Here is a 23539-nt window from a genome sequence, read left to right as displayed (position 1 = left end):
ATGGCAGCGCCTTTCAGCTTTTTAACAGAAACACGTTATCATCTTCATCGCGAAAACTGGCATAGGTAATGCCGTTCATTTCTGTCGGTTCTTCGTCAAAAACAATGTTCTGGGCTTTCATCCACTGGTAGGAGGCATGCACATTGTCGCAGTCAAAAACAATTGATGGCTTAAGCTCCTGCCAGTTCAGGACATAGGATTTAGGGTAAATAGCGATCGCTGTTTCCGCTCCGGGGGGCGCAACTTCCAGCCGGTAGGCATTCGGCCCAAGCGGGTCCTCGCTGCGGATCTCAAATCCTATTTTTTCTGTCCAAAATTCTTTTGCCCGCTGCTGATCTTCTACATATACAGCTGTAGAGGCAATTTTTCCTATCATTTTTATACTCTCCTTTAGGCGCATTATTTCATTATATCAACTGCGCATAAAAATCCAAAAGAAATATTTTGCAATTGTTCTTTTGAAAGGGAGCAAGGCTGGGAATAAGTATAAAATATTCGAAAAAAGGAGACTGCGTACTATGCATGAACTGCATCCAGGCGACTTGCCGGTAAAAGAAGTGTACAAGCTGCTGACGGGATCGGTCATTCCCCGTCCGATAGCTTTTGTTACCACAATGGCAGAGAACGAAACACTAAACGCAGCACCGTTCAGCTTTTTTAATGCAGTGAGTCCCGATCCTCCAGTATTAATGATATCGATCACGAGAAAGGACGGGAAACTAAAGGACAGCGCGAAAAATATTTTAGACCGGGAAGAATTAGTAGTTCATATAAGCGATGAAGGTATTGTAGAGGATTTAAACATTACGGCTGCAACGCTTCCGCCGGAGGAAAATGAACTCGAGCATACTGTGTTACATACGGTGCCAAGCAGAATGGTGAAAGTACCGGGGATTGAAGAGGCCAATATCCGCTTTGAATGCCGCCTGCACAAGCATGTGCCGCTTCAAAATGCCGGCGGAAATATTACCCAGGATGTTATATTTGCAGAAATTGTATGTATTCATGTTTCAGAAGGTGTATATGACAGGGAACATAATTATATTTTGCCTGATAAGCTGAAGCCGGTAGCCCGCCTGGCTGGAAATGATTATTCAAAGCTGGGGGAGTTATTTACGCTCGAACGGCCAAAATAGAAAAAAGCCGCAACTGTTGCTTTAAGGAAACAGTTGCGGCTTTTTATTAGAGGGAAGCTGCAGTGGCGGTTGATTGCTTTTGTACTTCTTTAATAAGTTCATAGGAACGAAGGCGTTTAGTCTGGTCGTACACACTGCCGCTAATCATAATTTCGTGAACCGGAACGTTCGACGAAAATTCTTCAAGCTGCTGGCGTACTGATTCTGGCCCGCCCTGGATCGTGCCGGCCTCCCAGCGTGCCATCATCGCTTTTTCCTGCGACGTCCAAAGCGCGTCCATATCTTCAACCGGTGGCTGTATTTTGCCCGGGCGGTTGCGGATCAAGCTGAGAAACTGCTGTTTCATCGTAGTGCCGAGGTAATCGGCTTCCTCGTCTGTTTCGCCGGCAATCACATTGATGCCGGTCATGGCGTAAGGCTCATCAAGCACTTCAGACGGCTGGAATGAATCCAGATACAGCTGCAGGGCTGCCTTCATATTCTCAGCCGCAAAGTGGCCGGCGAAGGCGTACGGAAGGCCGAGCTGTCCGGCGAGCTGGGCGCTGAATCCGCTGGAGCCAAGCAGCCAAATAGGAATATCCAGGCCTGCGCCCGGCACGGCCTTTACCTGCGGGGGCACGGCCATGCTGGCTGGGTCCTGGAAATATCTCTGCAGCTCTTCAAGACGGGCTGGGAAGTCTTCTCCGCTGTTTACATGACGGCGAAGGGCTGCCGCTGTCGTTTGATCAGTGCCTGGTGCCCGGCCGAGTCCTAAATCAATGCGTCCGGGATAGAGGCTTTCGAGTGTGCCAAACTGTTCAGCAATTGCGAGCGGAGCGTGGTTGGGAAGCATAATGCCGCCGGAACCGAGACGGATGCTTGATGTACCCCCGGCCAGATAGCTGATTAATACAGATGTAGCCGAACTTGCGATGCCTTCCATGTTATGGTGTTCTGCCACCCATAAGCGGTTGTAGCCGAGTTTTTCAGCATGCTGGGTCAATTCCAGGCTTTTTTTGAACGAATCCCCAGGTGTTTCTCCTTCATTTACTGGGGACAAATTTAATACCGAAAGCGGCATATCTTTAAATGCTGGCATGAATATCTCTCCTTTATATGACACGTCCTGCTGGTAATTGAATCATAAAAAATTATACGCCTCCTCTATGCTGTTATTCAAAAAAGGTGCTCAATACCGAAAAATTTTCTAGTATAATAAAGGCACCCTGCCAGTAAAAGCAGAGCGCCTGAACTTATCATCTGGTCAGCCGTTTATTGTGGTTTTCAGCTGATTTATAGGCATCAATAATGCCAATCAGCCACATAACCGGCATCGTGACAAATCCGATGACCACCCATAAAAGCAAACCATTAATGAATTGAATAACAATAAAGATAATGCCTTTCATAAACTGTCCGTTGTAAATCTGGCCCAGCCCGGTAATGAAAAAACTGAGTACGGCGGCCAGGCCGGCGCTTTTCATGTCCATAATTAATAGTCTCCTTTATGCTTCGATACTTTTATGTTTCCGTCATTACCTTATTTAAAACCAGGGAAGGTGTGCAAATGCATGAATATTGTATTATCCGGGTTCGGGGCTGTCGGACAGGCAGCAACCCATGTATTAATGAATAAAGCAAAGGAATGGGAGCGCACGTATGGAATCCATATAAAAATTACTGCCGTGCTCGACCGCAGCGGGGCAGTAGTGCATAGCAGTGGATTGGATCTAAAACAACTGCTGCAGATGAAAGCGGAAACCGGCGGGGTGGATAACGGGGCGCTTCCCCCGAGAAATGTGGATCAGCTGTGGGTGGACAGCCGGGCTGATATATTTATTGATGCAGCAGAAACAAATACACTTACCGGAGGATCCGGGCTGCCGCTAATACAGTCGGCATTAAAGCACGGGCTGGACGTGGTTTGCGTCAGTAAAGGAGCGCTTGCCTACGCCTGGGATGACCTGCATGAGCTCGCTGAAGCGTGTGGAAGAACAATAAAATACAGCGGAGCGGCAGCTGCTGCTCTTCCTACCGTGGACACAGCTCTGTATAGCTTAGCCGGGGCGGAAGTACACACCATCGAAGGACTGCTGAACGGGACAAGCAACTTGATTGTGACAAGGGTCGCAGCTGAAAATATCACGCTGCAGAAAGCGTGGGAAACAGCAAAAAAAGAAGGCAAAGCTGAGGCAGATCCTTCTGAGGATATTGGAGGAAAAGATACGGCGCTGAAAATGTATTTTCTGGCAAAAACCTGTCTCACACCAGAAATAAACTGGAAAAGTATTACAATACGCGGTCTGGACCAGCTCTCCGCTGTGGAATGGAAGCAGGCAGAACAAGGGAAAACAAAGTGGAAATTAGTCGGAAAAGCACGCAAAACAGAGCAGGGGACTACAGTGTCTGTCGAGCCGAAGCTGCTGACAGCGGAGCATCCTTTCTTCCACGTGGATGGAGCCGAGAAGGCGGTGCTTTTTTCCACGGATACGATGGGCACAGTTCTCGTTTCCGGCGGAGCATCATCACCAACAGGAGCAGCCGCTGCCGCCTGGAAAGACGTTATTCATCTTGCACGCGAAAGAGCCTGAGTAAAGGCTCTTTTTTATTCCCAAATGGCTGAAAAACCCTCTATAAGTAATAGGAGGAATATCGTTCCTGAATTGAGAAATAATTTCTTTAAATAATAAGACTCGCCTCCGTAGAAATTATAAGATAAATAATGTAAGCGATTACAAATTTTACGGGGGGATTAGATGAAGTTTCGCGTATTAGGAATTGCAGCGGCCGCTGTCTGCGCTATAGCCTTTACAGATGGAGAAACAGTCTCTGCGAAGGACACGCAGGAAATTCAAAGCACAGACCGGGGGTTGATTGCCCACGAAACGGAAGAAGGAGTCTTTTTAAGCTGGAGACTGTTTAAGGAAGAAGCTACAGCTGCAGCTGAAAACGGCCTGGAGGGCGAAAATTTTATTGTATACCGCGACGGTGAAAAAATCGCGGAAGTGGAAAACAGCACTAATTTTGTTGATGAACAAGGAAGCAGCGATGCTGAATATAGAGTGAAAGCAGAGGCTGCAGATGAAAAAAGCGAAGCGGTCGTCCCTGAAAATGAAAGATACTATGAGCTTCCGCTGCAAAAACCGGAAGGGGGAACAACTCCGGCCGGAGAGGATTATGAATACACAGCCAATGATATGGCCGTAGCTGACATGAATAATGACGGGAAAAATGAATACGTGGTTCAGTGGGATCCTACCAATTCTAAGGACGTGTCACAGAACGGATATACTGGCAACACATACATTGACGTGTACACCATGGAAGGAAAGTTGCTTTACCGTGTGGATTTGGGGAAAAACATCCGCTCGGGGGCCCACTATACGCAGTTTTTGGCATACGATTTTGATGAAAACGGCCAGGCCGAGCTGATGATGAAGACAGCGCCTGGCACCAAGGTGCTACAGTACGATGAAGATGGAAACCAGGTCTCGGAGGAATTTATTACGATGCCGGAAAAGGACAAAGAGGCCGGTTATTCCCATGAAGATGATTACCGGCTGAGCAGTGAGGATTATTATGAACACGTGGTGGACATGTTTATGGAGTGGCCGGAGTATGAAGAAGTAAAAAGCGGCCAGTGGCCGGAAACACTTGAAGAAGCCTTCGGTATTGAGCAGCGGTACGATTATCCGCTCGAACGTGAAGAAGCTGAAGAACTGGCAGACTATTTCATGGATGAATATGCTCCGGAGCGAAGCGACCGGAATAATTTACGGGAATTTGAAGGCTTTATTGTAGACGGGCCTGAATACTTAACTGTATTTAATGGAAAAACGGGAGAAGAAATGGATACTGTCGATTATGAACCTGGACGCGAGGATGATGGGCTGCGCTGGGGGGATTATGCAATGGAGCGTATTGAACCGGGAAACCGTGTGGACCGGTTTTTGGCGGCTCCAGCTTATTTAGAAGAGGACAAGCCTTACGCCGTATTTGCCAGAGGCTATTATACGCGGACAGGAATTACCGCATATGAATGGGATGGCAGTTCTTTAACGAAGCATTGGGAGGCAGACAGCGGCTTTACACCGATGGATAATCCATTTAATGCGTCCCCGCACGGCACGGACGGTACCGATGAAGAACTGGGAGCTTTAGCCGGGCAGGGGAATCATTCACTCAGCACTGCCGATGTTGATGGTGACGGCAGCCAGGAAATCATTTACGGGGGAGCAACCGTAGACAATGATGGTTCACTATTATACAGCTCTTCCGCCGAGCTTCCAGAAGGGAGTGCAGATCCGGGAGCAGAAGCGAAGTTTGGACACGGGGATGCGATGCATGTGGCAGATATCGACCCGGAACGTGATGGTCTTGAAATTTTTTCTGTATTTGAAGGGGCTGCTAATGCTCCCTACGGCTACGCTCTGCGTGCAGCGGAAAATGGAGAAGTGCTGTACGGGGAATATACCGGAAAAGATACCGGCCGTGGAATGATTGGAGATATAGTGCCTGGCTCTCGAGGAATGGAAACGTGGGCCGTGGATCTCCGGGCTGCGGATGGCGAAGTGTTGGATGACGATACCCCTGGTACAAATATGAATATTAAATGGGCAGGCGACGGTACCACCCAGATCATTGAAGGATCCGGAGAAGAGGCGCCAAGGATCGTGGATGGAAACGGGGAAACAGTGCTGGAAGCGGAAGGAACAAGAACAAATAATGGTACGAAAGGAAACCCGGGCCTGGTGGCTGACGTCTACGGGGACTGGCGTGAAGAATTGCTTGTACGAACAGAGGACAGCTCTGCCGTGCGTATTTATACCAACACCAGCTTGACGGATACGAAAATGTACAGCCTGATGGAGGATGCGCAGTACCGTACTGGCATCGCCTGGCAGAATACTGCCTATAATCAGCCCGCCTATCCAAGCTTTTATTTTGGCTCGGACATGGACTGGGAGCAGGTCCCTCTAGCCGAAAGCAGTTCTGTTTCATACGAAAGTCTGCAGGCCTCGCTGAAGCAGTATATAGAGAATGATGAAGTGGGACGCCCGGCGGCCAAGCAGCTATCAAATACATTGAAACAGGCTGTCCATCACCAGGAAAAAGGCAGGGAAGATAAAGCGCTGGATTTTCTGGAAAAATTTAAACAGAAGCTCATTAAACAGGAAAGTCATCTGTCCGATGATGCTGCGGAGAATTTGACTGAACAGGTAGAAAGCCTTTTGGAAGAAAATTAAGCAGAGATTTTTTAGTCAACGAAACAAATGAAAACCCATAAGCTTTTTGCCCGCCTCGTGTGCTGCAAAACTGCTTATGGGTTTATTTTTGTTCACCATGAATATTTACTACTGAAAGCGTAAAGTAAATAAAAAAAGATGACAAATACAAAAAGAAATGGAAAAATGAAAGTGCATACATTAAAAAGGAGATGACAGAATGAATACATATACTATTGCATCAATTGCAGGAGACGGCATAGGCAAAGAGGTAGTTCCGGCTGCCTGGAGAGTATTGAAAACGCTTGAGAGAGTGCAGGGAGACTTCGAGCTGCGTGTTACAGATTTTCCCTGGAGTTGTGACTATTACCTTGAACATGGTCGAATGATGCCGGAAGATGGTTTGTCGCAGCTTGAAGCATTTGACGCCGTGTTTTTAGGAGCGGTAGGCAATCCCAGTCTTGTACCGGACCATATTTCTTTATGGGGGCTTTTGATTAACATTCGTCGCGGCTTCGAGCAGCAGATTAACGTGAGGCCCTCCCGTCAGTTTGAAGGACTTACTTCTCCGCTCGCAAATCCGAACCAGTTTAATTTAATGGTGGTCAGGGAGAATAGTGAAGGCGAGTACAGCGAAGTTGGCGGTAGGATGTACAGCGGTGAGGATGAAATTGCGATTCAAAACAATGTATTTTCCAAAAAAGCAGTAAAAGCAGCTATGGATTATGCTTTTCAAATGGCTGAAGCCCGCAAGGGTCACGTCACCTCTGCGACAAAATCCAATGGCATCGTATTTTCTATGCCCTTTTGGGATGAAGTGTTCAACGAAGTAAAAGAGCGCTATCCGGAGATTGGGACAAAGGCAGAACACATTGATGCTTTGGCCGCGGCTTTTGTTACTAAGCCGGAGAAAATGGATGTTGTTGTCGGGAGCAATTTATTTGGGGATATTTTAACAGATATCGGAGCTGCTTTAATGGGAAGCATTGGCATTGCCCCGGCAGCCAACATTAATATTAACGGAAAATATCCGTCAATGTTTGAACCGGTGCACGGGTCCGCGCCGGATATTGAAGGCCAAGGACTGGCTAATCCCCTCGGCCAGTTGTGGACAGCTCAGATGATGCTTGAGCACCTCGGAGAAAACAAGGCAGCGCAGACATTAATGAACGCTATTGAACATGTAATCAAAGACGGAATAGTTACAAAAGACCTTGGAGGCAATGCCTCTACCGAAGAAGTAGTGAAAGCAGTCGAAGAATATTTAACATCTGAAATTGAAAATAGGTATTAGTTGATAGGTAATTGTTATTAGAAGAAATACAGTGGTGAAAAATAAAAACAGTCAAAAGTCTTGATAAATAGCTTTATTGAAACTAAAGGCCCTGTTAATTTACATTTTATTCTTGTTAAAGCCAATATTACAGTTTTGATACAAATGTATTGAGTATATTGTCTATACCCCTGGCACTTATATACTACTTGTACACAACAGAAGAATCAGACATCGCAGCACATGATCAAATTAGGGGGTGTATTCGCTGAAGCTTTTTGCATCACACATATGGTAAATTATGGTGCCGAAGCTTTAGGCGAAGGTATATGAAAAATTATGCATATCCAGCAACGATCGTTGCTGCAGCCACGGTAGTTTTTGCAGTTCCTGCTACAGCGGATGCTGCGTTAGGAGATCAAACACTGCGTCAAGGTTCGAAGGGTTCGGAAGTCAAAGAACTGCAGGAATGGTTAAAGGGAAACGGCTATCACAATGGAGCAGTTGACGGGATATACGGGCCAGCAACAGCAGGTTCTGTCCAGGCTTTTCAACGCTCGGCGGGAATCACCTCTGACGGCATAGCCGGATCAAACACGTTTTCGAAGATGAATCTAGGTGGGGAAAAAGCTTCGTTCCCTCAGAGCTCTAAAGCCTCTGAAAGCTCTTCAGGCGCGTCTTCAAGTGTATTGAAAATAGGTGCTTCAGGCAGTGATGTCCGTGACCTGCAGGCCAAGCTGAAAAGCAAAGGGTTTCATAGCGGGGCGCTGGATGGGGATTTTGGACCTGTGACGAAATCTTCAGTTATCGCATTTCAACGGGCGGCTGGAATCGGCGTCGACGGTGTGGCCGGCCCGAACACGTTCAAAGCGTTAAACAGCTTCAAAGCATCTGATAAAACAGATAATTCAAGTACTGCCAAACCAGATAGCTCTGCTTCTGAAACTGGATCCAAAACGCTCCGGCAGGGACATACGGGCAACGATGTAAAAAGCGTGCAGCAGACACTTAAAAGCAAGGGATTTCTTTCAGGACCGGCGGACGGCCAGTTCGGCCCGCAGACTGCAGGCGCCGTGAAGGCCCTTCAGCGCGCAGCCGGCTTAAGCGCTGACGGAGTTGTCGGTCCTAATACATGGAAAGCGTTAAGCGACTCTTCGGTGAAAAATGGGAGCGGCACATCTTCGGAAAAGGTCAGCTCAGGCTCTTCGGGAAGCGTATCAGGACTGATAAGCACAGCGAAGCAGTTTATAGGCGTTCCTTATGTTTGGGGAGGGACAACGACGAGAGGCTTCGACTGCAGCGGGTTTACGCAATATGTGTACAAGCAAAATGGCACAAACCTTCCACGCACGGTAGCCCAGCAATATGCTGCGAGTAAAAAAGTATCAAGCCCGCAGGTAGGTGATATGGTATTTTTCACCACCTACAAAGCTGGTGCCTCGCATAACGGCATATACATTGGGAATAATCAGTTCATTCACGCAGGGTCCTCAACAGGTGTGACTATCAGCAGCATGAGCAATTCATACTGGGCTCCTCGCTATATAGGAGCTGGAAGCTTCTAATCTATACTTAGGGGCACGCTGTTCAGCAGAAACGGCGTGCTTTTTTAGTCTGCCAGGAAGGAACCAAAAGATTACACGGATGAACAGGGGGTTACGTGTTGGTTACAACTTTGTAATAGCCATTGTTCTGTCTGTACCCCGTGCTTACAATAACAGGGAAGCATTAGATAGAAAGCGTGGGATTACTATGAAAAGAAGCTTGCCAGCGTTCATGCTCGCTGTTTTGTTATTATTTGTGCCTGCCCAGGCCGATGCCGCTCTGAGCGGCGAAACGATTCGTCCGGGGGACCGGGGTGAAGAGGTGGAAGAGCTTCAGGAAGCTCTGAAGCAGGAAGGGTTTCATAGTGGAAAGACTGACGGTGTGTACGGTTCAGTTACCACGTCCTCAGTAAAAGCTTTTCAAAAATATGAGGGATTAGTCCCGGATGGTGTTGCTGGAGAAAACACTGTCGAAAAGCTTTCCTGATATAAAAGGAGCTGAAGCCGCGTTGGCTTCAGCTCCTTTTGTATTGTTAAGAAAAAATGCTGCTGATGTGGTCGACTTCTTCTTTAGTCAAGTTTACATTGGCGGTTTTCAAGTTATTCAGCACTTGATCGGAGCTTTTGGCTCCGGGAATCAAAACATCCACTGATGGCTGATGCAAATACCAGGCAAGTACGACGTGAGCGGTTTCTTCACCTTTTTGTTCAGCGATTTTTTTCACTTCGTTTACTTTACGAAGATTTTCTTTGAATGTTTCTCCCTGAAAATTCGGCTTTTGAGCGCGAATATCATTAAACGTTGTATTTTCATCATATTTTCCAGCTAACAGGCCGGATTCAAGCGGAAAGTAAGGGACGAAAGTAATGTTGTTTTCGGATGTATATGGAAGAATATCGTTTTCAACTTCCCGGTTCAACAGATTATATTCCGACTGTACAACATCCACGTGCCCGTCCTTGTTCGCTTCTTTCAGCTGGTCCAGCGTGAAATTGGAAACGCCGATAGAACGGATTTTTCCAGCCTCTTTCATTTCCTGCAGAGCGCCGACGGCTTCATCTTTCGGCGTCTGTTCATCGGGGAAATGAATATAAAATAAATCAATATAATCCGTTTGGAGACGTCGAAGTGCGTCATCGACGGACTGTTTTAAAAATTCGGGGGAGTTATCCATGACCGTGTCCCCGTTATCGAGAAATTTATGGGCTGCTTTTGTGGCAATTACCACCTGATCGCGGGCGCCTTTTTCTTTTACTACTTCACCGACAAGTTCCTCTGAACGGCGCGGACCGTAAATAAATGCGGTATCGAGAAGCTCCACGCCATTATCGATGGCCGTGGCTGTCAGGGCTTTCCCTTGCTCCTCATCGAGCATATTGGGATAAATATTATGCCCGCCCACGGCGTTAGTTCCAAGACCAAGAGGATTTACAGTGACTTCCGAATTTCCAAGTGTTACTCGGTTCATTGCCATTTAAACGTCACTCCTTTGTAATTTCAGCACATTCATTCATATTTCACCTGTAACCAAAAGCTAAACATCCTTTAGCATATGTGGAAAAGCGTATATTTCCATAGAAATTCATGTTTATCCAAGGAAAGATAAAGGTAAGGAGTAGATAGGCTCTATTTCGAAGTACACTGAGAATAAAGGAGAGAGACATATGCCAGAACAGCAGAACAGTAAATTACCTATTATTATAGCTTCTGTTATCATTGCAGGGATCGGCGCAGTATTTTTAAACCGTTCAGCGCGTGATACAGTGAAGGAAAAGTCTTCAGAAGCAAAAGAAACAGCCAGCCAGTATAAAGAAAATGCCAAAAACAGCGATGCAGTGAATAAAGATGACTTTATGGAGCGTATCCAGAATGCTACAGAGCTGGCAAAAACAATCGGTACCCAGCTTCAGGATGTGTACAATAATTACGGAAAGGATCTGATCGCCCAGGTTCAAAAAGTGAAGAACGAGTCAGAAGAAGTCGTATCCACGGCGAAGGAAGCCGGCGAGGAATTGAAGGGCGTAGGCGATACGGCAAAGGATGCTGGAGAAGAACTGAAAGAAGCCGGCAGCCAGGTGAAGGAAGCCAAAGATGAAGTTGCTGGCTCTGACGACGATGATACTAAAACCAAAGAGTATCAGAGCGCTACCGATGCTTCGAAATACAGCGACAGCGATCTTCCAACGATCGGATCCACCGGCAACATGGACGACGATATTAATAAATCCGCAAGAGAATAACACTAAGACTCCGAAGCGACCTTCGGAGTCTTTTTATGCCGGAGAGGATTGAAACGCCGGCTGAATATGTTTATAATAAGTTAAGCGCTTAACTATATTTTTGTTTAATTTTGAAAGCGATATCAAAAACAAAATAACTACATTGGAGGATGTGAATCAATGAGCTTAGTGCCAATGAAAACGATACTGTCTCAGGCGGAGGAAGGCAATTATGGGGTTGGTTCATTCAGCGTAGCCAACATGGAAATGGTGATAGGAGCTGTGCAGGCAGCAGAAGAGCTGAAGTCCCCGTTGATTTTGCAGGTCGCTGAAGTGCGTCTGAATCACTCCCCGCTTCATCTTCTCGGTCCATTAATGGTGGCAGCCGCCAGGGCATCAGAGGTACCAGTTGCAGTGCATCTTGATCATGGGATGAGTACACCAGTTATTGCGCAGGCCCTGGAGATTGGGTTCAGCTCTGTGATGTATGACGGCTCTCATCATGATTTGGAAACAAACATTAGCAATACGGCTGGGGTTGTTCAAATGGCTGAAAAGTACGGAGCCACTGTGGAAGCTGAAATAGGAAGAGTAGGCGGGAGTGAAGACGGATCCGAAGATATTGAAATGCAGCTGACAAGTGTTAAAGATGCAGAGCGGATGGAAAAAGAAACCGGTCTGGATGCCCTGGCGGTAGCTATAGGGAATGCTCACGGCATGTGTAAGGGAGAGCCGGATATCAGAGTGGATCGTCTGCGGGAGATTGATGCCCGCACTGAGGCACCGCTTGTCCTGCACGGGGGCTCAGGCATCAGCGAAAAAGTGTTTCAGCAGTGCATCGAAGCCGGAGTAAGGAAAATTAACGTAGCAACGTCGACATTTAACAAAGTAACAAAGCAGGTAAACGAAGCCTTTGTCGCGACGGGAGCTTACCAGAACTATTTTGACCTGCACCAGGACGAGGTAAAAGGCGCCAAAGCGAATGTGCTAAAGCATATGAACATTTTTGGAAGTGCAGGCAAAGCTTCTGCAGTCCAGATTAAATAAATCCCGTGAAAGGGGAGATACTATGCCATTAATTAGAATCGATGTTATCGAAGGGCGGACGGAAGAGGAATTACAGCTGCTCGCGGACGCTGTGCATGACGCAGTCGTAGAGAGTTTTGAAGTGCCGGAAAATGATCGCTACCAGACGATTAACCAGCATAAGCCGTACGAAATGTATATTGAAGATACCGGGCTCGGCTTTGGCCGTACAAATAATATTGTGGTAATTCAGGTAATCAGCAAAACACGTACAGCAGAGCAGAAAAAGCGACTGTATAAAAATGTTGCCGGGCATTTGCAGAGCCGGTGCCACATCAACTCCGAAGACGTGATGATATCGATCACAGACAACACAGAGGCAGACTGGAGCTTTGGAATGGGGGAAGCCCAGTTTTTAAATGGAAAACTGTAAAGGCTGGAGGCTGCTTGCGGACGGCTCCAGCCTTCTTTTGGCAAAATATTGCATTCGCCCGTATGAGGGAGTACGATAATGTTAAGTTGCAATAGGAAGAGAGAAAGGAGCTGCTTTTATTGCACGAATGGGAAGAACAATTGCGCGCTCTTTTAAGTGACAAACGGGTATTTACAGAGATTGCCGACCGGTATAGCTACAGCTTTGATGCTTCTTTTGGCGAGCACTTGCCCGAAGTGGTAGTGCAGCCAAAAACGACAGAGGAAGTACAGGCAATTATGAAAATCGCCAACCGGTTCACCCTCGCCGTGACGCCGAGAGGACAGGGAACCTGCCTGAGTGGAGGGCCGTTGCCGGTCCACGGGGGAATACTTTTGGATATGGCCCAGTGGCCGGGGGAGATTAATGTTTTTGCCGATGACTTGATCGCGGTCGTGACGCCGAGTGTACTGACGGCTGATATTCATGCTGCGGCCGAAGATGCCGGCTTAATGTATCCGCCGGATCCAAGTAGCGCCCACGTGTCGACGATCGGTGGAAATCTGGCTGAAAATTCCGGTGGCCCGAGGGGGTTGAAGTACGGCGTGACGAAGGATTTTGTGATAGGCCTTGAGATTGTCACACCTGAGGGTGAAGTTATGCATACTGGCGGACGTACGATTAAAAATGTAACCGGTTACGATTTGACAAAGCTGCTTGTTGGCTCTGAAGGGACGCTTGGCGTGATTACAAAAGCTACGCTCAAGCTGGTTCCGAAGCCTCCAGCTAAACAAACAATGATGGCCGCGTTCACAGATATGGCGACAGCCGGTAAGGCTATTTCAAAGACACTCACCTCAGGAGTTCTGCCGGCAAAAATGGAATTCATGGACCGTGCCTGTATCGAAGCGGTGGAGCGGTACCGGCCGTCGGGTCTCCCCACGGCATCGGAAGCGCTTCTTTTAATTGAATTCGATGGCCATCCGGAGACTGTTAAATTAGAAGCGGAGCAAGTGAAAAAAATTCTGGAATCCCTGGAGGCGGATCCGGTTATTACAGCCGGAAGCGAGGAAGAAGCCCAGAAGCTCTGGAGCGCCAGAAAGCTTGTTTCGCCAGCAATTGCTACGATCAAGCCGACGAAGATTTCGGAAGACGCTACAGTGCCAAGAAGCCGGATTCCAGAAATGATGGAGCGCCTGAAGCAGATCAAAGAAAAATATCAGGTGGAGCTCGTCGTGTTTGGCCATATTGGTGATGGCAACCTCCATCCGGATATTATGTGCGACCAGCGCGATGAAGAAGAGATGATACGTGCCGAAAAGGCGGTGGCGGAAATTTTCCGTGCAGCCCTGGATCTGGGTGGTACGCTGTCCGGAGAACACGGTATCGGTACGATGAAAGCTCCTTTTATGGAACAGGAAATGGGAGAGGTGGGAGTAGCGATGCTCAAGCGGATTAAGGAAGCGTGGGACCCAAACAACATTATGAACCCGGGGAAAATCTTCGCAGAAAAAGGGCAGAAGCTGGTGCTGCGTGATGGCTGATACACTAAAAGACATGCTCCGCTACGATTTGACCTTTGACTGTGTGCAGTGTGGCTACTGTCTTCCTGTGTGCCCGACATATGAAACAATGGAGCGCGAGACTCATTCCCCGCGCGGCCGTATTAATTTAATCAAAATGGTTGCAGAAGGAAAAGCAGCCGTGGAGGATTTAAAGCAGCCAATAGACAAATGCCTCGGGTGTATGGCATGTACAACCGTGTGCCCGACTGATGTGCAATATGGGCAGCTGTTTGAAAGTGCCAAGCATGTGATTGATGAGTATGAAGAAAAAACGTTCATACAGCAAAAAACCGAGCGTTTTTTATTTCATTCATTTTTTCCTTCTACAGGATGGATGGACCAGCTTGGAAACGCGACTTGGCTGTACCAGGTGAGCGGTCTGCAAAAAGCAGCACGGGGGCTGAAATTAATGTCTGCGGCACCGCTTCATCTCGATAAGTTTGAACAGGTGCTGCCCCCGGCACCTTCGCCGAAAGAGAGGCATGCGAGAAAAAATCGCCTGCATCCGGATAGTCCGCCGAAAGTGGTAGTTGCTTTCTTTACCGGCTGTGTGATGGACAGCGTATTTTTTAAACAAAATGAAAAAACGATGGAGCTGCTCCGGCTTTCCGGAGCAGAGGTGCAGCTGCCAAAAACGCAGACCTGCTGCGGGGCGCTGCATGCTCATGCCGGCAAAGAGCCTGAAGCCATAACACTCGCCAAGAAAAATATACAGGCATTTGAAGAGAAGCCGGTGGACTACATTGTGAACAATGCTGGAGGATGCGGGGCCCAGTTGCATAAATATGGAGAGCTGTTTGCCGGAGATCCGGAGTGGGAGCCGCGGGCGAGAGCTTTCTCTGGTAAAGTCAGAGATATCACCGAAATACTGGTGGAGCTTGACGGCCTGGAGTTTACCGAAAGGGTGGAAGAAACTTATACGTATCAACCTTCCTGTCATATGACAAATGTACAGAAGGTAAAAGAACCGCCGCTGCAGCTGATTCGCTCTGTGCCCGGAGTGACGCTTAAAGAGCTTGACCGGCCCGACTTCTGCTGTGGTTCAGCAGGTATTTACAATATTACACAGCATGAAGATGCCATGGATATTCTGGATGTGAAAATGGAAGACGTTAAGCGGCAGTGCCCGGAAGGTATTGTTACGACCAACCCGGGCTGTATGCTCCAAATGAAATTGGGCGTACAGCGGGAAGACCTCGAAGAAGAAATTGATACGGTGCATATTGTGGATCTTTTAATGAAAGCAAAGCCGGTGGCTAAAAAAGCGGTGGAGGCGTAAAAGATAATAAAAAACAGGGAGGGCTTTTGGTTTAGCGGCAGCATAGATGGGGGAATTGGTAACGAGTGTAAAAAGAAATGAGGCATGAAGGGAGAAGGTAAAACCATGGTGTTGATTGATACAATATTTGTGGTGGTTACCTTCTTCTGGATCGCTGAATTTTTTTTATTCAGGCAGAAAGCTCCCTCGAAGGAACCGGAGCGTACGGAGAGCCGCTCGTTCCGCTGGATACTGGCAGCTGTCATTCTGTCGATGGGAACCGCAGTGGTATTTGGCGAGAGCGGTTTCCTCAGCCTCTCTTCAGCCCGGCTTCAGATCGCCGGTCTTTGCCTGTACGGAGCCGGTATTGGCTTGCGGTATTGGGGAATTCTTCATTTACGGGACCAGTTCAGCAGGGACGTGTCTGTCCGGAACGGCGACCGCCTGGTAAGCAGCGGACCGTACCGTCGTTTGTGCCATCCGCTTTATACCGCTTTACTTTTTATTGTACTTGGCTTTTGCTTATTCATGAATAGCCCCGGGGCAGCAGTCATAAGTACAGGAGTCATGGTGCCGGCACTTCTTTACCGTATCCGTATTGAAGAAGAAATGCTGCGCCAGACACACGGAGAAACGTATCGTATATGGTGCCAGCGAAGAAACCGGCTAATCCCATTTTTGTACTAATTCACGGAGGTGTGCTATTTGAAGAAAAAAGCAATTGTCATTGGCGGAGGCCTTGGAGGCATGTCCGCAGCGATCCGGCTGCAGACGGATGGATATGAGGTAACGTTACTGGAGAAAAATGAAAATCTTGGCGGAAAATTGAACCGCCGCAGCGGGAAAGGGTTCACCTTCGACACCGGCCCATCTATTCTGACGATGCCATGGGTGCTTGAACAGCTGTTTCACAGCGCAAACCGCTACCTTGATGATTACATACAGGTAGAACGGGTGGAACCGCAGTGGAAAACATTTTTCGAGGACGGAACCTCGCTGAACGTAACGAGCGATCTGCCCGGCATGATTGAAGAAGCGGCGAAAGTTACGGATCAGCCGAGCCGTAAAATTACGGAGTTTTTATCCTATACAGAAGAAATGTATGAACTGTGCATGAAAAGCTTTTATAAATACAGCATCGAAGATCTGAAAGACTTAAAAAGCCACCATACGTTAGGCGATTTAATGAAGATGGATCCGTTGAACACAGTGGCGAAGGCGACCCATAAGCAGTTTGACAATAAATACCTCGAGCAGATGTTCAACTTTTTCATTATGTACGTTGGATCCAATCCGTACGCCGCCCCGGCCATTTTAAACCAGCTCGTCTATGTACAGCTCGGGCTCGGTATTCATTACGTGAAGGGCGGCATGTACAAAATTGCCGAGGGCATGCAGCGGCTGATGGAGGAGCTTCGGGTCGACGTTCATCTGAACAGCCCCGTCAGCCGTCTGCTCGTAGAAAACGACCGGGTGACCGGAGTGGAAACAGAGAGTGGGGAAACGCACCAGGCAGATGTTATCGTATCGAACCTTGAGGCCATCCCGGCCTACAATACGATTGCCCCTCCGGAAACGAAGGCGAAAAAAGAAGCCAAGAAACTAAATAAAACGTTTATTCCGACAGTTTCGGGCGTCGTGCTGCTGCTTGGGGTGAATAAAAAATTCGAGGGGCTTCATCACCATAACTTCTTTTTCTCTGAGGATCCTGAGCTTGAGTTTAAGCAGGTATTCGAGGAAAAGGTTCCAGCCGACGACCCGACCGTGTATATTGGTATCTCGGCCCGGTCGGACGAAACCCAGGCGCCGGCAGGTAAAGACAATTTATTCGTACTGACACACGTGCCGCCAATGGATGCTAAACAGAAAAAATCTTTTGACTGGGATAAATACCAGGAGGCGATTCTGGATAAATTAGAGAGAAACGGAATGGAGGGCCTGCGGGAGTCAATCGAGTTTGAGTACCGTTTTACTCCGGAAGGACTTGAGGAACTTTACGGCGCCAACGGAGGCTCGATTTACGGAGTGGCCTCCGACCAGAAAGTAAACGGAGGATTTAAAGTGCCGGCAAAAAGCCGAATATACGATAACCTTTATTTTGCCGGCGGTTCCACGCATCCTGGCGGTGGTGTGCCAATGGTTACACTGTCCGGCCAACTGACGGCAGATCTGATTCAAAAACACGAGCAGGCAGATATGAAAAAATAACTTAACAGCCCTTCCCGGCCCGGGAAGGGTTTTTGCCTGCTCCGGTACTTTTGATATGCGTAAAGCAAAGGAAGCATAATCCTTTATTTTGTGATAATATAAATAAGTATGAGATTCAACGAAAATCAAAGCGCATAGGCGATAATTATACATAAAACGGGGGTTACATACCGATGGTACAATCAAAAGCTTCAATTACAGCATTAGGGTCCTTTGTTCCGGAGAAGCGGCTGACAAATGATGATTTAGAAAAAATGGTGGAAACAAACGATGAGTGGATTACGTCCCGTACCGGCATTAAAGAACGACGGATTACAGCAGATGACGAATTCACCAGCACGATCTGCGTAAAAGCAGCGGAGGAGCTGCAGCAGGTAAGTGGAAAAACGCTTGAAGACGTGGACCTTATCATTGTGTGCACGCTGACGCCTGACCACAAAACACCAAGCGTCGCCTCTTTGGTGCAGGCCAGCCTTGGTATTTCCGGGGCTGGAGCTTTTGATTTAAACGCTGCTTGCGCCGGCTTTTCCTACGGGCTGCACGTGGCAGACGGCATGATCAGTTCCGGTCTTCATCGTAAAGTGCTTGTGATCGGCGCTGAAACGCTCTCTAAAATTACGGATTATACGGACCGGGCGACATGTATTTTGTTCGGGGACGGCGCAGGCGCAGCTCTAGTAGAAGCAGACGAAAGCAATCCATCTTTTCTGGCCGCTTTCACGGATTCAGACGGGAAAAAGGGTGAATACCTTTACTGCACCGATCTGTCCAACCAAATTGGCGGACAGGAAGTGGATTCAGACGGCTATGTTGGGCAAAACGGCCGGGAAGTTTACAAATGGGCAGTCAAAACAGTTCCTCAGGGGATCGACAAGCTTTTGGATGATGCAGGAGTGGCAATTGAGGACATCGATTGGTTTGCCCCGCACAGTGCGAACATGAGAATGATCGAATCGATCTGCGAGCGTACCGGCATTCCAGTGGAAAAAACGCTGACGAGTCTCGAATATTACGGCAACACATCATCCGCTACAATTCCGTTATCTCTCCGGGAAGCGCAGAAGGACGGCCGTTTAAGCAACGGCGACCTCGTGCTTATTTACGGATTTGGCGGCGGTCTGGCGCAGTCTGCGTTATTAGTCCGCTGGCATGCAGAATAATTGAATTGAAAGAGCTCCCGGAGCAGGGGGCTCTTTTTTGATGAGCAGTAAAGGTTATGATTATAGTGCGGCGGGTATAGAGAGTACGTAATCAATTCAGAACAGCATTGGAGGATATAACATGGCAGAAGTTGAAGGAAAAGTAGTTATACTGACTGGTGCTTCAAGTGGTATTGGTGAAGCAGCAGCTAAAGAATTAGCTGGCAAAGGGGCTAAAGTAGTGCTGGCCGCCCGCCGGGAGGAGCGTCTGCAGCAGCTTCAAAAAGACATTGAACAGGCCGGCGGTACGGCTGCCTATAAAGTAGTGGATGTCACCTCCCAGGAGCAGATGGACGAACTCGCCCAGTTTGCCAATGAAACGTACGGCCAAATTGACGTTATAGTAAACAATGCCGGATTGATGCCGCTCTCGATGCTGCGGAACCGGCAGTTCGAAGACTGGAACCAGATGATCGATGTGAACGTTAAAGGCGTGCTTTATGGTATTGGTTCCGTTCTCCCCTACATGAGGGAAAGAAAAGAAGGGCACATTATTAATGTTTCCTCGGTGGCAGGCCATCAGGTATCTCCGGGCGGCGCTGTCTACAGCGGAACGAAATATGCGGTGCGCGCGATCTCGGAAGGGCTCCGCAAAGAAGAGTCACCGGAAAACAATATTCGATCAACGATTATATCGCCGGGGGCTGTTGAATCGGAGCTTACCGAGACTATATCGGACGATCAGGTGAAAGAACGCGTGGATGAGCTGTATCAAAACGCAATTTCTTCAGAAAGTATTGCCCGCACGATCCGTTACGCGATTGAAGAACCGGCGGAAGTATCGGTTAATGAAATCGTCGTTCGTCCGACAGCACAAATGTAAAAGAAACGGCACCTATCCACATGGATAGGTGCTGTTATTTTTAGCTGCTGTGGAAATTCATCATTGAAGCAGGCCATTTCCGGGTAAAAGAAACTAACAGAACCAAGGAGGTTTTCGATGGCAGAACTATCATTTAAATATGTGCACGTGAATGGTCTCCGCCTTCATGTGGCCACCGCAGGACCAAAGGAAGGGGAGATGGTCATACTCCTGCATGGCTTTCCGGAATTTTGGCGTGCCTGGGAGAAGCAGATGCATGCCCTTGCGGAGGAAGGCTATTTTGTAGTAGCGCCTGACCAACGGGGGTATCATCTGAGCTCGAAGCCTCCTGAAAAAGCATCTTATTCCATGGATGCTCTCCGGGATGATATCACCGGGCTGATTTTTCACTTTAAAAGAGAGAAGGCTGTAGTTACCGGCCATGACTGGGGCGGGGCTGTAGGCTGGTATCTGGCACTTACGCGGCCGGAATACGTTTCTTTGTTTATCCCGGTGAATATGCCGCACTTAACCGCCATGCCAAAGACGATGCTCATGCATCCTATGGACATAATAAAAGGATATTATATGGCGGCTTTTCAGCTCCCCGGCCTTCCGGATAAAGCGGCTGCGATGTTCCAGTACGCCGCATTAAAGGTCCATCTGTCTGTAACGAGCTGCCCAGGCACGTTTACAAAGTCAGAGCTGGAGCAGTACCGGTTTGCCTGGTCACAGCCCGGCAGCGTAACGGCTATGTTCAATTGGTTTCGGGCCATCCCATTCGGGCCGGCGGAAGCGATGAGCACGGAAACAATCAATGTGCCTGTACGCATGATCTGGGGGATGCATGACTGGTTTTTAGGCAGGGCAGCCGCTAAGGAAAGTCTGAAATACTGCAGCGACGGAGACGGAATTTTTATTGAAGAAGCGACGCATTGGGTGCATCATGAGCAGCCGGAGCTTGTCACACAGTCCATTAGAAATTTCATTCAGGAAAAATAACTAGGAGGCACCAGATATGCAGGATATCAGCTTTGAAACGATAACAGTCAACGGAATTTCTTTACACACCGCATTGGCTGGTCCGGAGAACGGGCCACTGGTCATACTGTTACACGGTTTTCCGGAATTTTGGTACGAGTGGAGGCATTTAATCGGCCCGCTTGCAGCGCGGGGCTACCGGGTGGCGGCTCCGGACCAGCGCGGCTACAATCAAAGCAGCAAGCCGCCTGAGATTGAAGCATACGCTCTGGATGAACTGCGTAATGATGTAACGGAGCTGATCAAAGCGATGGGACGGGAAAAAGCAGTAATCATTGGTCATGACTGGGGCGGAGCAGTAGGGTGGTACACGGCAGCTTCGAGGCCTGAATACGTGGAAAAATTTGTTGCCATTAATATTCCGCATCTGCCGGCTATGCCGGCAAGCATGAAAAAAGATCCGACCCAGCTTCTAAGAAGCTCATACATGCTGTTTTTTCAGCTTCCCGGACTTCCGGAAAAACTGCTTGCCTATAATGACTTTGAAGAGTTTGCCAATGGTCTCGTAAAAACAAGCAAACCTGGAACGTTTACTGAAGAAGATGTAGAAAGATACAAAGAAGCATGGTCTCAGCCGAATGCGGTCACGACCATGATCAATTGGTACAGAGGAATGAGAAAAGGGCCGAAGGATATTGTGGAATCAAGCTATGTGACTCCGCCGGTACGGATCATCTGGGGTGTTGGGGACGCCTTTCTGTCGAAGGCTTCCGCCCGGACGAGCCTTGGATACTGCCGCGATGGAGAATTGATTTTTGTGTCTGATGCGACGCATTGGGTCGTTCATGAGCAGCCGGATATTGTGGAGCGGCTGGTCACAGAATTTATGGAAAAAACGTGACTCGTTGCTTAGGCGTTGGCTCTTCGGAAGCTCACGGTGGCAAGGGCGATCAAAATGGAAGTAAAAATAATTAAAAACAGCAGCTCCTCCGCCACCGTCACTGTACGCCCGAACAGCTGCAGGTTGAGCCCGAGCGCGTTCTGGGCAGCGAAGGGCAGGTCTCCGGCGCCGGTCATTACTTTTTTCATAGCGTCTACGCCGTAGGTGACAGGATTAACTTTAACAAGGATATCCATCCAGGCTGGCATGTTTGTTACTGGAAACAGAGCTCCTGAAAGAAAGACCATGGGGAACACGAGAACCTGCACAATCAGCTGGAATCCCTGTGTCGACCGAAGCAGGCTTGCTATTAGCAGGCCAAGGGAAGCAAGGGTGCACGAAAGCAGAAACATAATCGGCAGCACGGCCAGGACGTTGCTCCATTCGTAGGTTACGCCGAGGACCGGAATAAGGATAAACATCAGTACTCCCTGCATAAAAGCAACTGTGGAGGCCCCGAGCATTTTGCCGATCGCAATATTCACCCGGGACACCGGCGAAACGAGGATTTCTTTCATATAGCCGAATTCTTTGTCCTGGATGACTGACAAGGATGAAAAAATTGAAGTCATTAAAAGGGTCATGGCTACAATGCCCGGGAAAATGAAAGTAAGATAATTAAAATTCTCGATTTCAGAGGTTTGATTCATTACCAGGTTTTCCATCGTGCCGCTGAACCCGCCGCCAAAAATAATTAAAAATAAAATAGGCATCGCAAATGAGCCGAGAAGCCGGGCGCGGTCCCGGATGAATTTCATTAAATCCCGCTGCCAGATAGCAAAAATACCTTCCATATGTGTGTGCTCCTTTCTTAAGCGGGGCCGGCTTTAATATTGCGTCCTGTGTAGGATAAAAACACGTCGTTAAGCGTCGGCCGGCGTATGTTGAGGCTCGTAATAGGTATGCGGATCTGTTGCAGAAACGTAGAAATAAACTGGTCGCTGCTTGGTACCTTAATGCGCAGAACACCTGCTTCCTCCTGTATTTCTGCCTCCGGCATATCATGCTGCAGCTGCGTGGCTACTGCATTATTATCCTCGGTGCCGAGTTCAATCACGTCCCCGCCAACTTGCTGCTTCAGCCGTTTGGGTGTATCGAGGGCAATAATGCTGCCTTTATCCATAATGGCAATGCGGTGGCTGATTTCCGCCTCGTCCAGGTAATGCGTAGTTAGAAAAATGGTTATATTTTCTTTTTCCTTCAGACGGAGAATATATTCCCAAATATGCGCGCGGGTCTGAGGATCAAGGCCGACTGTCGGTTCATCCAGAAACAGTACCTTCGGATAGTGAAGGAGCCCCCGGGCGATTTCAAGCCTTCGTTTCATCCCGCCGGAGAATTCTTCCACTTTTTTCTTTTGATTGTCGGTTAAGTCTACGATTTCAAGAACCTCTTGAATGCGCTCCGTTCGTTTATGTTTAGGGACCCGGTAAAATCGGCAGTGAAGCTTCAAGTTTTCAAGGGCGCTTAATTTTTCATCGAGCGTATTTTCCTGAAAAATGATACCAATGCTCTCCCGGACTTTTGCTTTCTGCTTAAACGCATCATAGCCGTTAATGGTAACGCTTCCGGAAGTGGGCGCGAGCATCGTGCAGATCATGTTGATAGTTGTGCTTTTTCCTGCCCCGTTCGGGCCGAGAAAGCCGAATATTTCTCCCTGGGCGACGTCAAAATGAATGCCTTTGACAGCTTCCATATCTTTAAACGATTTTCGCAGTTCGTGCACTTGAATGATAGATTCCATATGTTTACCCCTACTTTAGCCATAGTC

At 48.2% G+C, this 23539-nt stretch carries 23 protein-coding genes; 17 read left to right on the top strand and 6 right to left on the bottom strand.

Annotated features, from left to right (window positions below; all coding sequences use genetic code 11):
- Window positions 1-13: 13 nt before the first annotated feature.
- The gene (locus tag CHL76_RS07900) at window positions 14-376 is read right to left on the bottom strand and encodes a VOC family protein (protein ID WP_079475266.1); all 363 of its coding nucleotides are present in this window, start codon (window positions 374-376) and stop codon (window positions 14-16) included.
- Between the two features lie 142 nt (window positions 377-518).
- Here CHL76_RS07900 and CHL76_RS07895 point away from each other — a divergent pair, with 142 nt between their 5' ends.
- The gene (locus CHL76_RS07895) at window positions 519-1136 is read left to right on the top strand and encodes a flavin reductase family protein (RefSeq protein WP_079475267.1); all 618 of its coding nucleotides are present in this window, start codon (window positions 519-521) and stop codon (window positions 1134-1136) included.
- A gap of 46 nt (window positions 1137-1182) precedes the next feature.
- Here CHL76_RS07895 and CHL76_RS07890 read toward each other — a convergent pair whose 3' ends face one another.
- Together CHL76_RS07890 and CHL76_RS07885 are read right to left on the bottom strand one after the other, a co-directional pair.
- Window positions 1183-2214 (bottom strand): LLM class flavin-dependent oxidoreductase, encoded by a 1032-nt coding sequence (locus CHL76_RS07890; protein ID WP_079475268.1) that lies wholly within the window; start codon window positions 2212-2214, stop codon window positions 1183-1185.
- Window positions 2215-2371: 157 nt separating this feature from the next.
- A complete protein-coding gene (locus CHL76_RS07885) occupies window positions 2372-2605 on the bottom strand; it encodes a hypothetical protein (protein ID WP_079475269.1) in 234 nt (77 codons plus the stop codon).
- An 81-nt stretch (window positions 2606-2686) separates the two neighbouring features.
- On the opposite strand from CHL76_RS07885, the gene CHL76_RS07880 reads away from it, so the two are divergent.
- From CHL76_RS07880 to CHL76_RS07860, 5 genes are all read left to right on the top strand, one after another.
- A complete protein-coding gene (locus CHL76_RS07880) occupies window positions 2687-3706 on the top strand; it encodes a hypothetical protein (protein WP_158219105.1) in 1020 nt (339 codons plus the stop codon).
- Between the two features lie 165 nt (window positions 3707-3871).
- Window positions 3872-6361, top strand: coding sequence for a rhamnogalacturonan lyase (locus CHL76_RS07875; RefSeq protein WP_158219104.1), 2490 nt, complete (start codon window positions 3872-3874; stop codon window positions 6359-6361).
- A gap of 199 nt (window positions 6362-6560) precedes the next feature.
- A complete protein-coding gene (locus tag CHL76_RS07870) occupies window positions 6561-7634 on the top strand; it encodes a tartrate dehydrogenase (protein WP_094908243.1) in 1074 nt (357 codons plus the stop codon).
- Window positions 7635-7942: 308 nt separating this feature from the next.
- A complete protein-coding gene (locus tag CHL76_RS17365) occupies window positions 7943-9178 on the top strand; it encodes a C40 family peptidase (RefSeq protein ID WP_094908242.1) in 1236 nt (411 codons plus the stop codon).
- A gap of 187 nt (window positions 9179-9365) precedes the next feature.
- Window positions 9366-9644 carry a peptidoglycan-binding domain-containing protein gene (locus tag CHL76_RS07860; protein WP_158219103.1) on the top strand — a complete coding sequence of 93 codons (279 nt, stop codon included), beginning with the start codon at window positions 9366-9368 and terminating at the stop codon, window positions 9642-9644.
- A gap of 46 nt (window positions 9645-9690) precedes the next feature.
- Here the strand turns inward: CHL76_RS07860 and CHL76_RS07855 are convergent, their stop codons facing one another.
- Window positions 9691-10626: an aldo/keto reductase gene (locus tag CHL76_RS07855; protein WP_094908299.1), complete on the bottom strand. Its 936-nt coding sequence runs from the start codon at window positions 10624-10626 to the stop codon at window positions 9691-9693.
- Between the two features lie 196 nt (window positions 10627-10822).
- Between CHL76_RS07855 and CHL76_RS07850 the strand changes: the two genes are divergently transcribed.
- The 11 genes from CHL76_RS07850 to CHL76_RS07800 all read left to right on the top strand — a co-directional run bounded on the left by CHL76_RS07850 (window position 10823) and on the right by CHL76_RS07800 (window position 21729).
- Window positions 10823-11398 carry a hypothetical protein gene (locus CHL76_RS07850; protein ID WP_094908241.1) on the top strand — a complete coding sequence of 192 codons (576 nt, stop codon included), beginning with the start codon at window positions 10823-10825 and terminating at the stop codon, window positions 11396-11398.
- A 159-nt stretch (window positions 11399-11557) separates the two neighbouring features.
- Window positions 11558-12424, top strand: coding sequence for a class II fructose-bisphosphate aldolase (locus CHL76_RS07845; RefSeq protein ID WP_094908240.1), 867 nt, complete (start codon window positions 11558-11560; stop codon window positions 12422-12424).
- A 22-nt stretch (window positions 12425-12446) separates the two neighbouring features.
- Complete coding sequence (locus CHL76_RS07840) at window positions 12447-12836, top strand: tautomerase family protein (RefSeq protein ID WP_094908239.1); 390 nt, start codon at window positions 12447-12449, stop codon at window positions 12834-12836.
- Between the two features lie 119 nt (window positions 12837-12955).
- Complete coding sequence (locus CHL76_RS07835; RefSeq protein ID WP_079475282.1) at window positions 12956-14359, top strand: FAD-binding oxidoreductase; 1404 nt, start codon at window positions 12956-12958, stop codon at window positions 14357-14359.
- The gene (locus tag CHL76_RS07830) at window positions 14352-15659 is read left to right on the top strand and encodes a (Fe-S)-binding protein (protein WP_094908238.1); all 1308 of its coding nucleotides are present in this window, start codon (window positions 14352-14354) and stop codon (window positions 15657-15659) included. Before CHL76_RS07835 ends, CHL76_RS07830 begins: the two co-directional genes overlap by 8 nt.
- Window positions 15660-15764: 105 nt before the next feature.
- Window positions 15765-16325 carry a methyltransferase family protein gene (locus CHL76_RS07825; RefSeq protein WP_094908237.1) on the top strand — a complete coding sequence of 187 codons (561 nt, stop codon included), beginning with the start codon at window positions 15765-15767 and terminating at the stop codon, window positions 16323-16325.
- A gap of 18 nt (window positions 16326-16343) precedes the next feature.
- Window positions 16344-17846 (top strand): phytoene desaturase family protein, encoded by a 1503-nt coding sequence (locus tag CHL76_RS07820; RefSeq protein ID WP_094908236.1) that lies wholly within the window; start codon window positions 16344-16346, stop codon window positions 17844-17846.
- 173 nt (window positions 17847-18019) lie between these two features.
- On the top strand, window positions 18020-19006 hold the full coding sequence (locus CHL76_RS07815) for a ketoacyl-ACP synthase III (protein WP_094908235.1): 987 nt from the start codon (window positions 18020-18022) through the stop codon (window positions 19004-19006).
- 121 nt (window positions 19007-19127) lie between these two features.
- Window positions 19128-19868 (top strand): SDR family oxidoreductase, encoded by a 741-nt coding sequence (locus CHL76_RS07810; RefSeq protein WP_094908234.1) that lies wholly within the window; start codon window positions 19128-19130, stop codon window positions 19866-19868.
- 117 nt (window positions 19869-19985) lie between these two features.
- A complete protein-coding gene (locus CHL76_RS07805; RefSeq protein WP_094908233.1) occupies window positions 19986-20849 on the top strand; it encodes an alpha/beta fold hydrolase in 864 nt (287 codons plus the stop codon).
- Between the two features lie 16 nt (window positions 20850-20865).
- A complete protein-coding gene (locus tag CHL76_RS07800; RefSeq protein WP_079475289.1) occupies window positions 20866-21729 on the top strand; it encodes an alpha/beta fold hydrolase in 864 nt (287 codons plus the stop codon).
- Window positions 21730-21737: 8 nt separating this feature from the next.
- On the opposite strand, the gene CHL76_RS07795 is transcribed toward CHL76_RS07800, so the two are convergent.
- Both CHL76_RS07795 and CHL76_RS07790 read right to left on the bottom strand, forming a co-directional pair.
- Window positions 21738-22562, bottom strand: coding sequence for an ABC transporter permease (locus CHL76_RS07795; RefSeq protein ID WP_094908232.1), 825 nt, complete (start codon window positions 22560-22562; stop codon window positions 21738-21740).
- 17 nt (window positions 22563-22579) lie between these two features.
- Entirely contained in the window at window positions 22580-23512 is a 933-nt protein-coding gene (locus CHL76_RS07790; RefSeq protein ID WP_094908231.1) for an ATP-binding cassette domain-containing protein, read from the bottom strand.
- Window positions 23513-23539 lie beyond the last annotated feature (27 nt).

The sequence above is a fragment of the Marinococcus halophilus genome, from assembly GCF_002265875.1.
Classification (GTDB): Bacteria; Bacillota; Bacilli; order Bacillales; family Marinococcaceae; genus Marinococcus; species Marinococcus halophilus.
The sequence above is the reverse complement of the archived record's forward strand: the minus strand, read 5'-3'. Positions and strand labels throughout refer to the sequence as shown.

Coding starts and splice junctions, on each gene's coding strand:
- CHL76_RS07850 (WP_094908241.1), top strand. CDS start 10,823: ATGCCAGAACAGCAGAACAGTAAATTACCTATTATTATAGCTTCTGTT.
- CHL76_RS07815 (WP_094908235.1), top strand. CDS start 18,020: ATGGTACAATCAAAAGCTTCAATTACAGCATTAGGGTCCTTTGTTCCG.
- CHL76_RS07800 (WP_079475289.1), top strand. CDS start 20,866: ATGCAGGATATCAGCTTTGAAACGATAACAGTCAACGGAATTTCTTTA.
- CHL76_RS07895 (WP_079475267.1), top strand. CDS start 519: ATGCATGAACTGCATCCAGGCGACTTGCCGGTAAAAGAAGTGTACAAG.
- CHL76_RS07880 (WP_158219105.1), top strand. CDS start 2,687: ATGAATATTGTATTATCCGGGTTCGGGGCTGTCGGACAGGCAGCAACC.
- CHL76_RS07830 (WP_094908238.1), top strand. CDS start 14,352: ATGGCTGATACACTAAAAGACATGCTCCGCTACGATTTGACCTTTGAC.
- CHL76_RS07870 (WP_094908243.1), top strand. CDS start 6,561: ATGAATACATATACTATTGCATCAATTGCAGGAGACGGCATAGGCAAA.
- CHL76_RS07900 (WP_079475266.1), bottom strand. CDS start 376: ATGATAGGAAAAATTGCCTCTACAGCTGTATATGTAGAAGATCAGCAG.
- CHL76_RS07840 (WP_094908239.1), top strand. CDS start 12,447: ATGCCATTAATTAGAATCGATGTTATCGAAGGGCGGACGGAAGAGGAA.
- CHL76_RS07860 (WP_158219103.1), top strand. CDS start 9,366: ATGAAAAGAAGCTTGCCAGCGTTCATGCTCGCTGTTTTGTTATTATTT.
- CHL76_RS07805 (WP_094908233.1), top strand. CDS start 19,986: ATGGCAGAACTATCATTTAAATATGTGCACGTGAATGGTCTCCGCCTT.
- CHL76_RS07825 (WP_094908237.1), top strand. CDS start 15,765: ATGGTGTTGATTGATACAATATTTGTGGTGGTTACCTTCTTCTGGATC.
- CHL76_RS07875 (WP_158219104.1), top strand. CDS start 3,872: ATGAAGTTTCGCGTATTAGGAATTGCAGCGGCCGCTGTCTGCGCTATA.
- CHL76_RS07890 (WP_079475268.1), bottom strand. CDS start 2,214: ATGCCAGCATTTAAAGATATGCCGCTTTCGGTATTAAATTTGTCCCCA.
- CHL76_RS07855 (WP_094908299.1), bottom strand. CDS start 10,626: ATGAACCGAGTAACACTTGGAAATTCGGAAGTCACTGTAAATCCTCTT.
- CHL76_RS07845 (WP_094908240.1), top strand. CDS start 11,558: ATGAGCTTAGTGCCAATGAAAACGATACTGTCTCAGGCGGAGGAAGGC.
- CHL76_RS17365 (WP_094908242.1), top strand. CDS start 7,943: ATGAAAAATTATGCATATCCAGCAACGATCGTTGCTGCAGCCACGGTA.
- CHL76_RS07810 (WP_094908234.1), top strand. CDS start 19,128: ATGGCAGAAGTTGAAGGAAAAGTAGTTATACTGACTGGTGCTTCAAGT.
- CHL76_RS07795 (WP_094908232.1), bottom strand. CDS start 22,562: ATGGAAGGTATTTTTGCTATCTGGCAGCGGGATTTAATGAAATTCATC.
- CHL76_RS07790 (WP_094908231.1), bottom strand. CDS start 23,512: ATGGAATCTATCATTCAAGTGCACGAACTGCGAAAATCGTTTAAAGAT.
- CHL76_RS07885 (WP_079475269.1), bottom strand. CDS start 2,605: ATGGACATGAAAAGCGCCGGCCTGGCCGCCGTACTCAGTTTTTTCATT.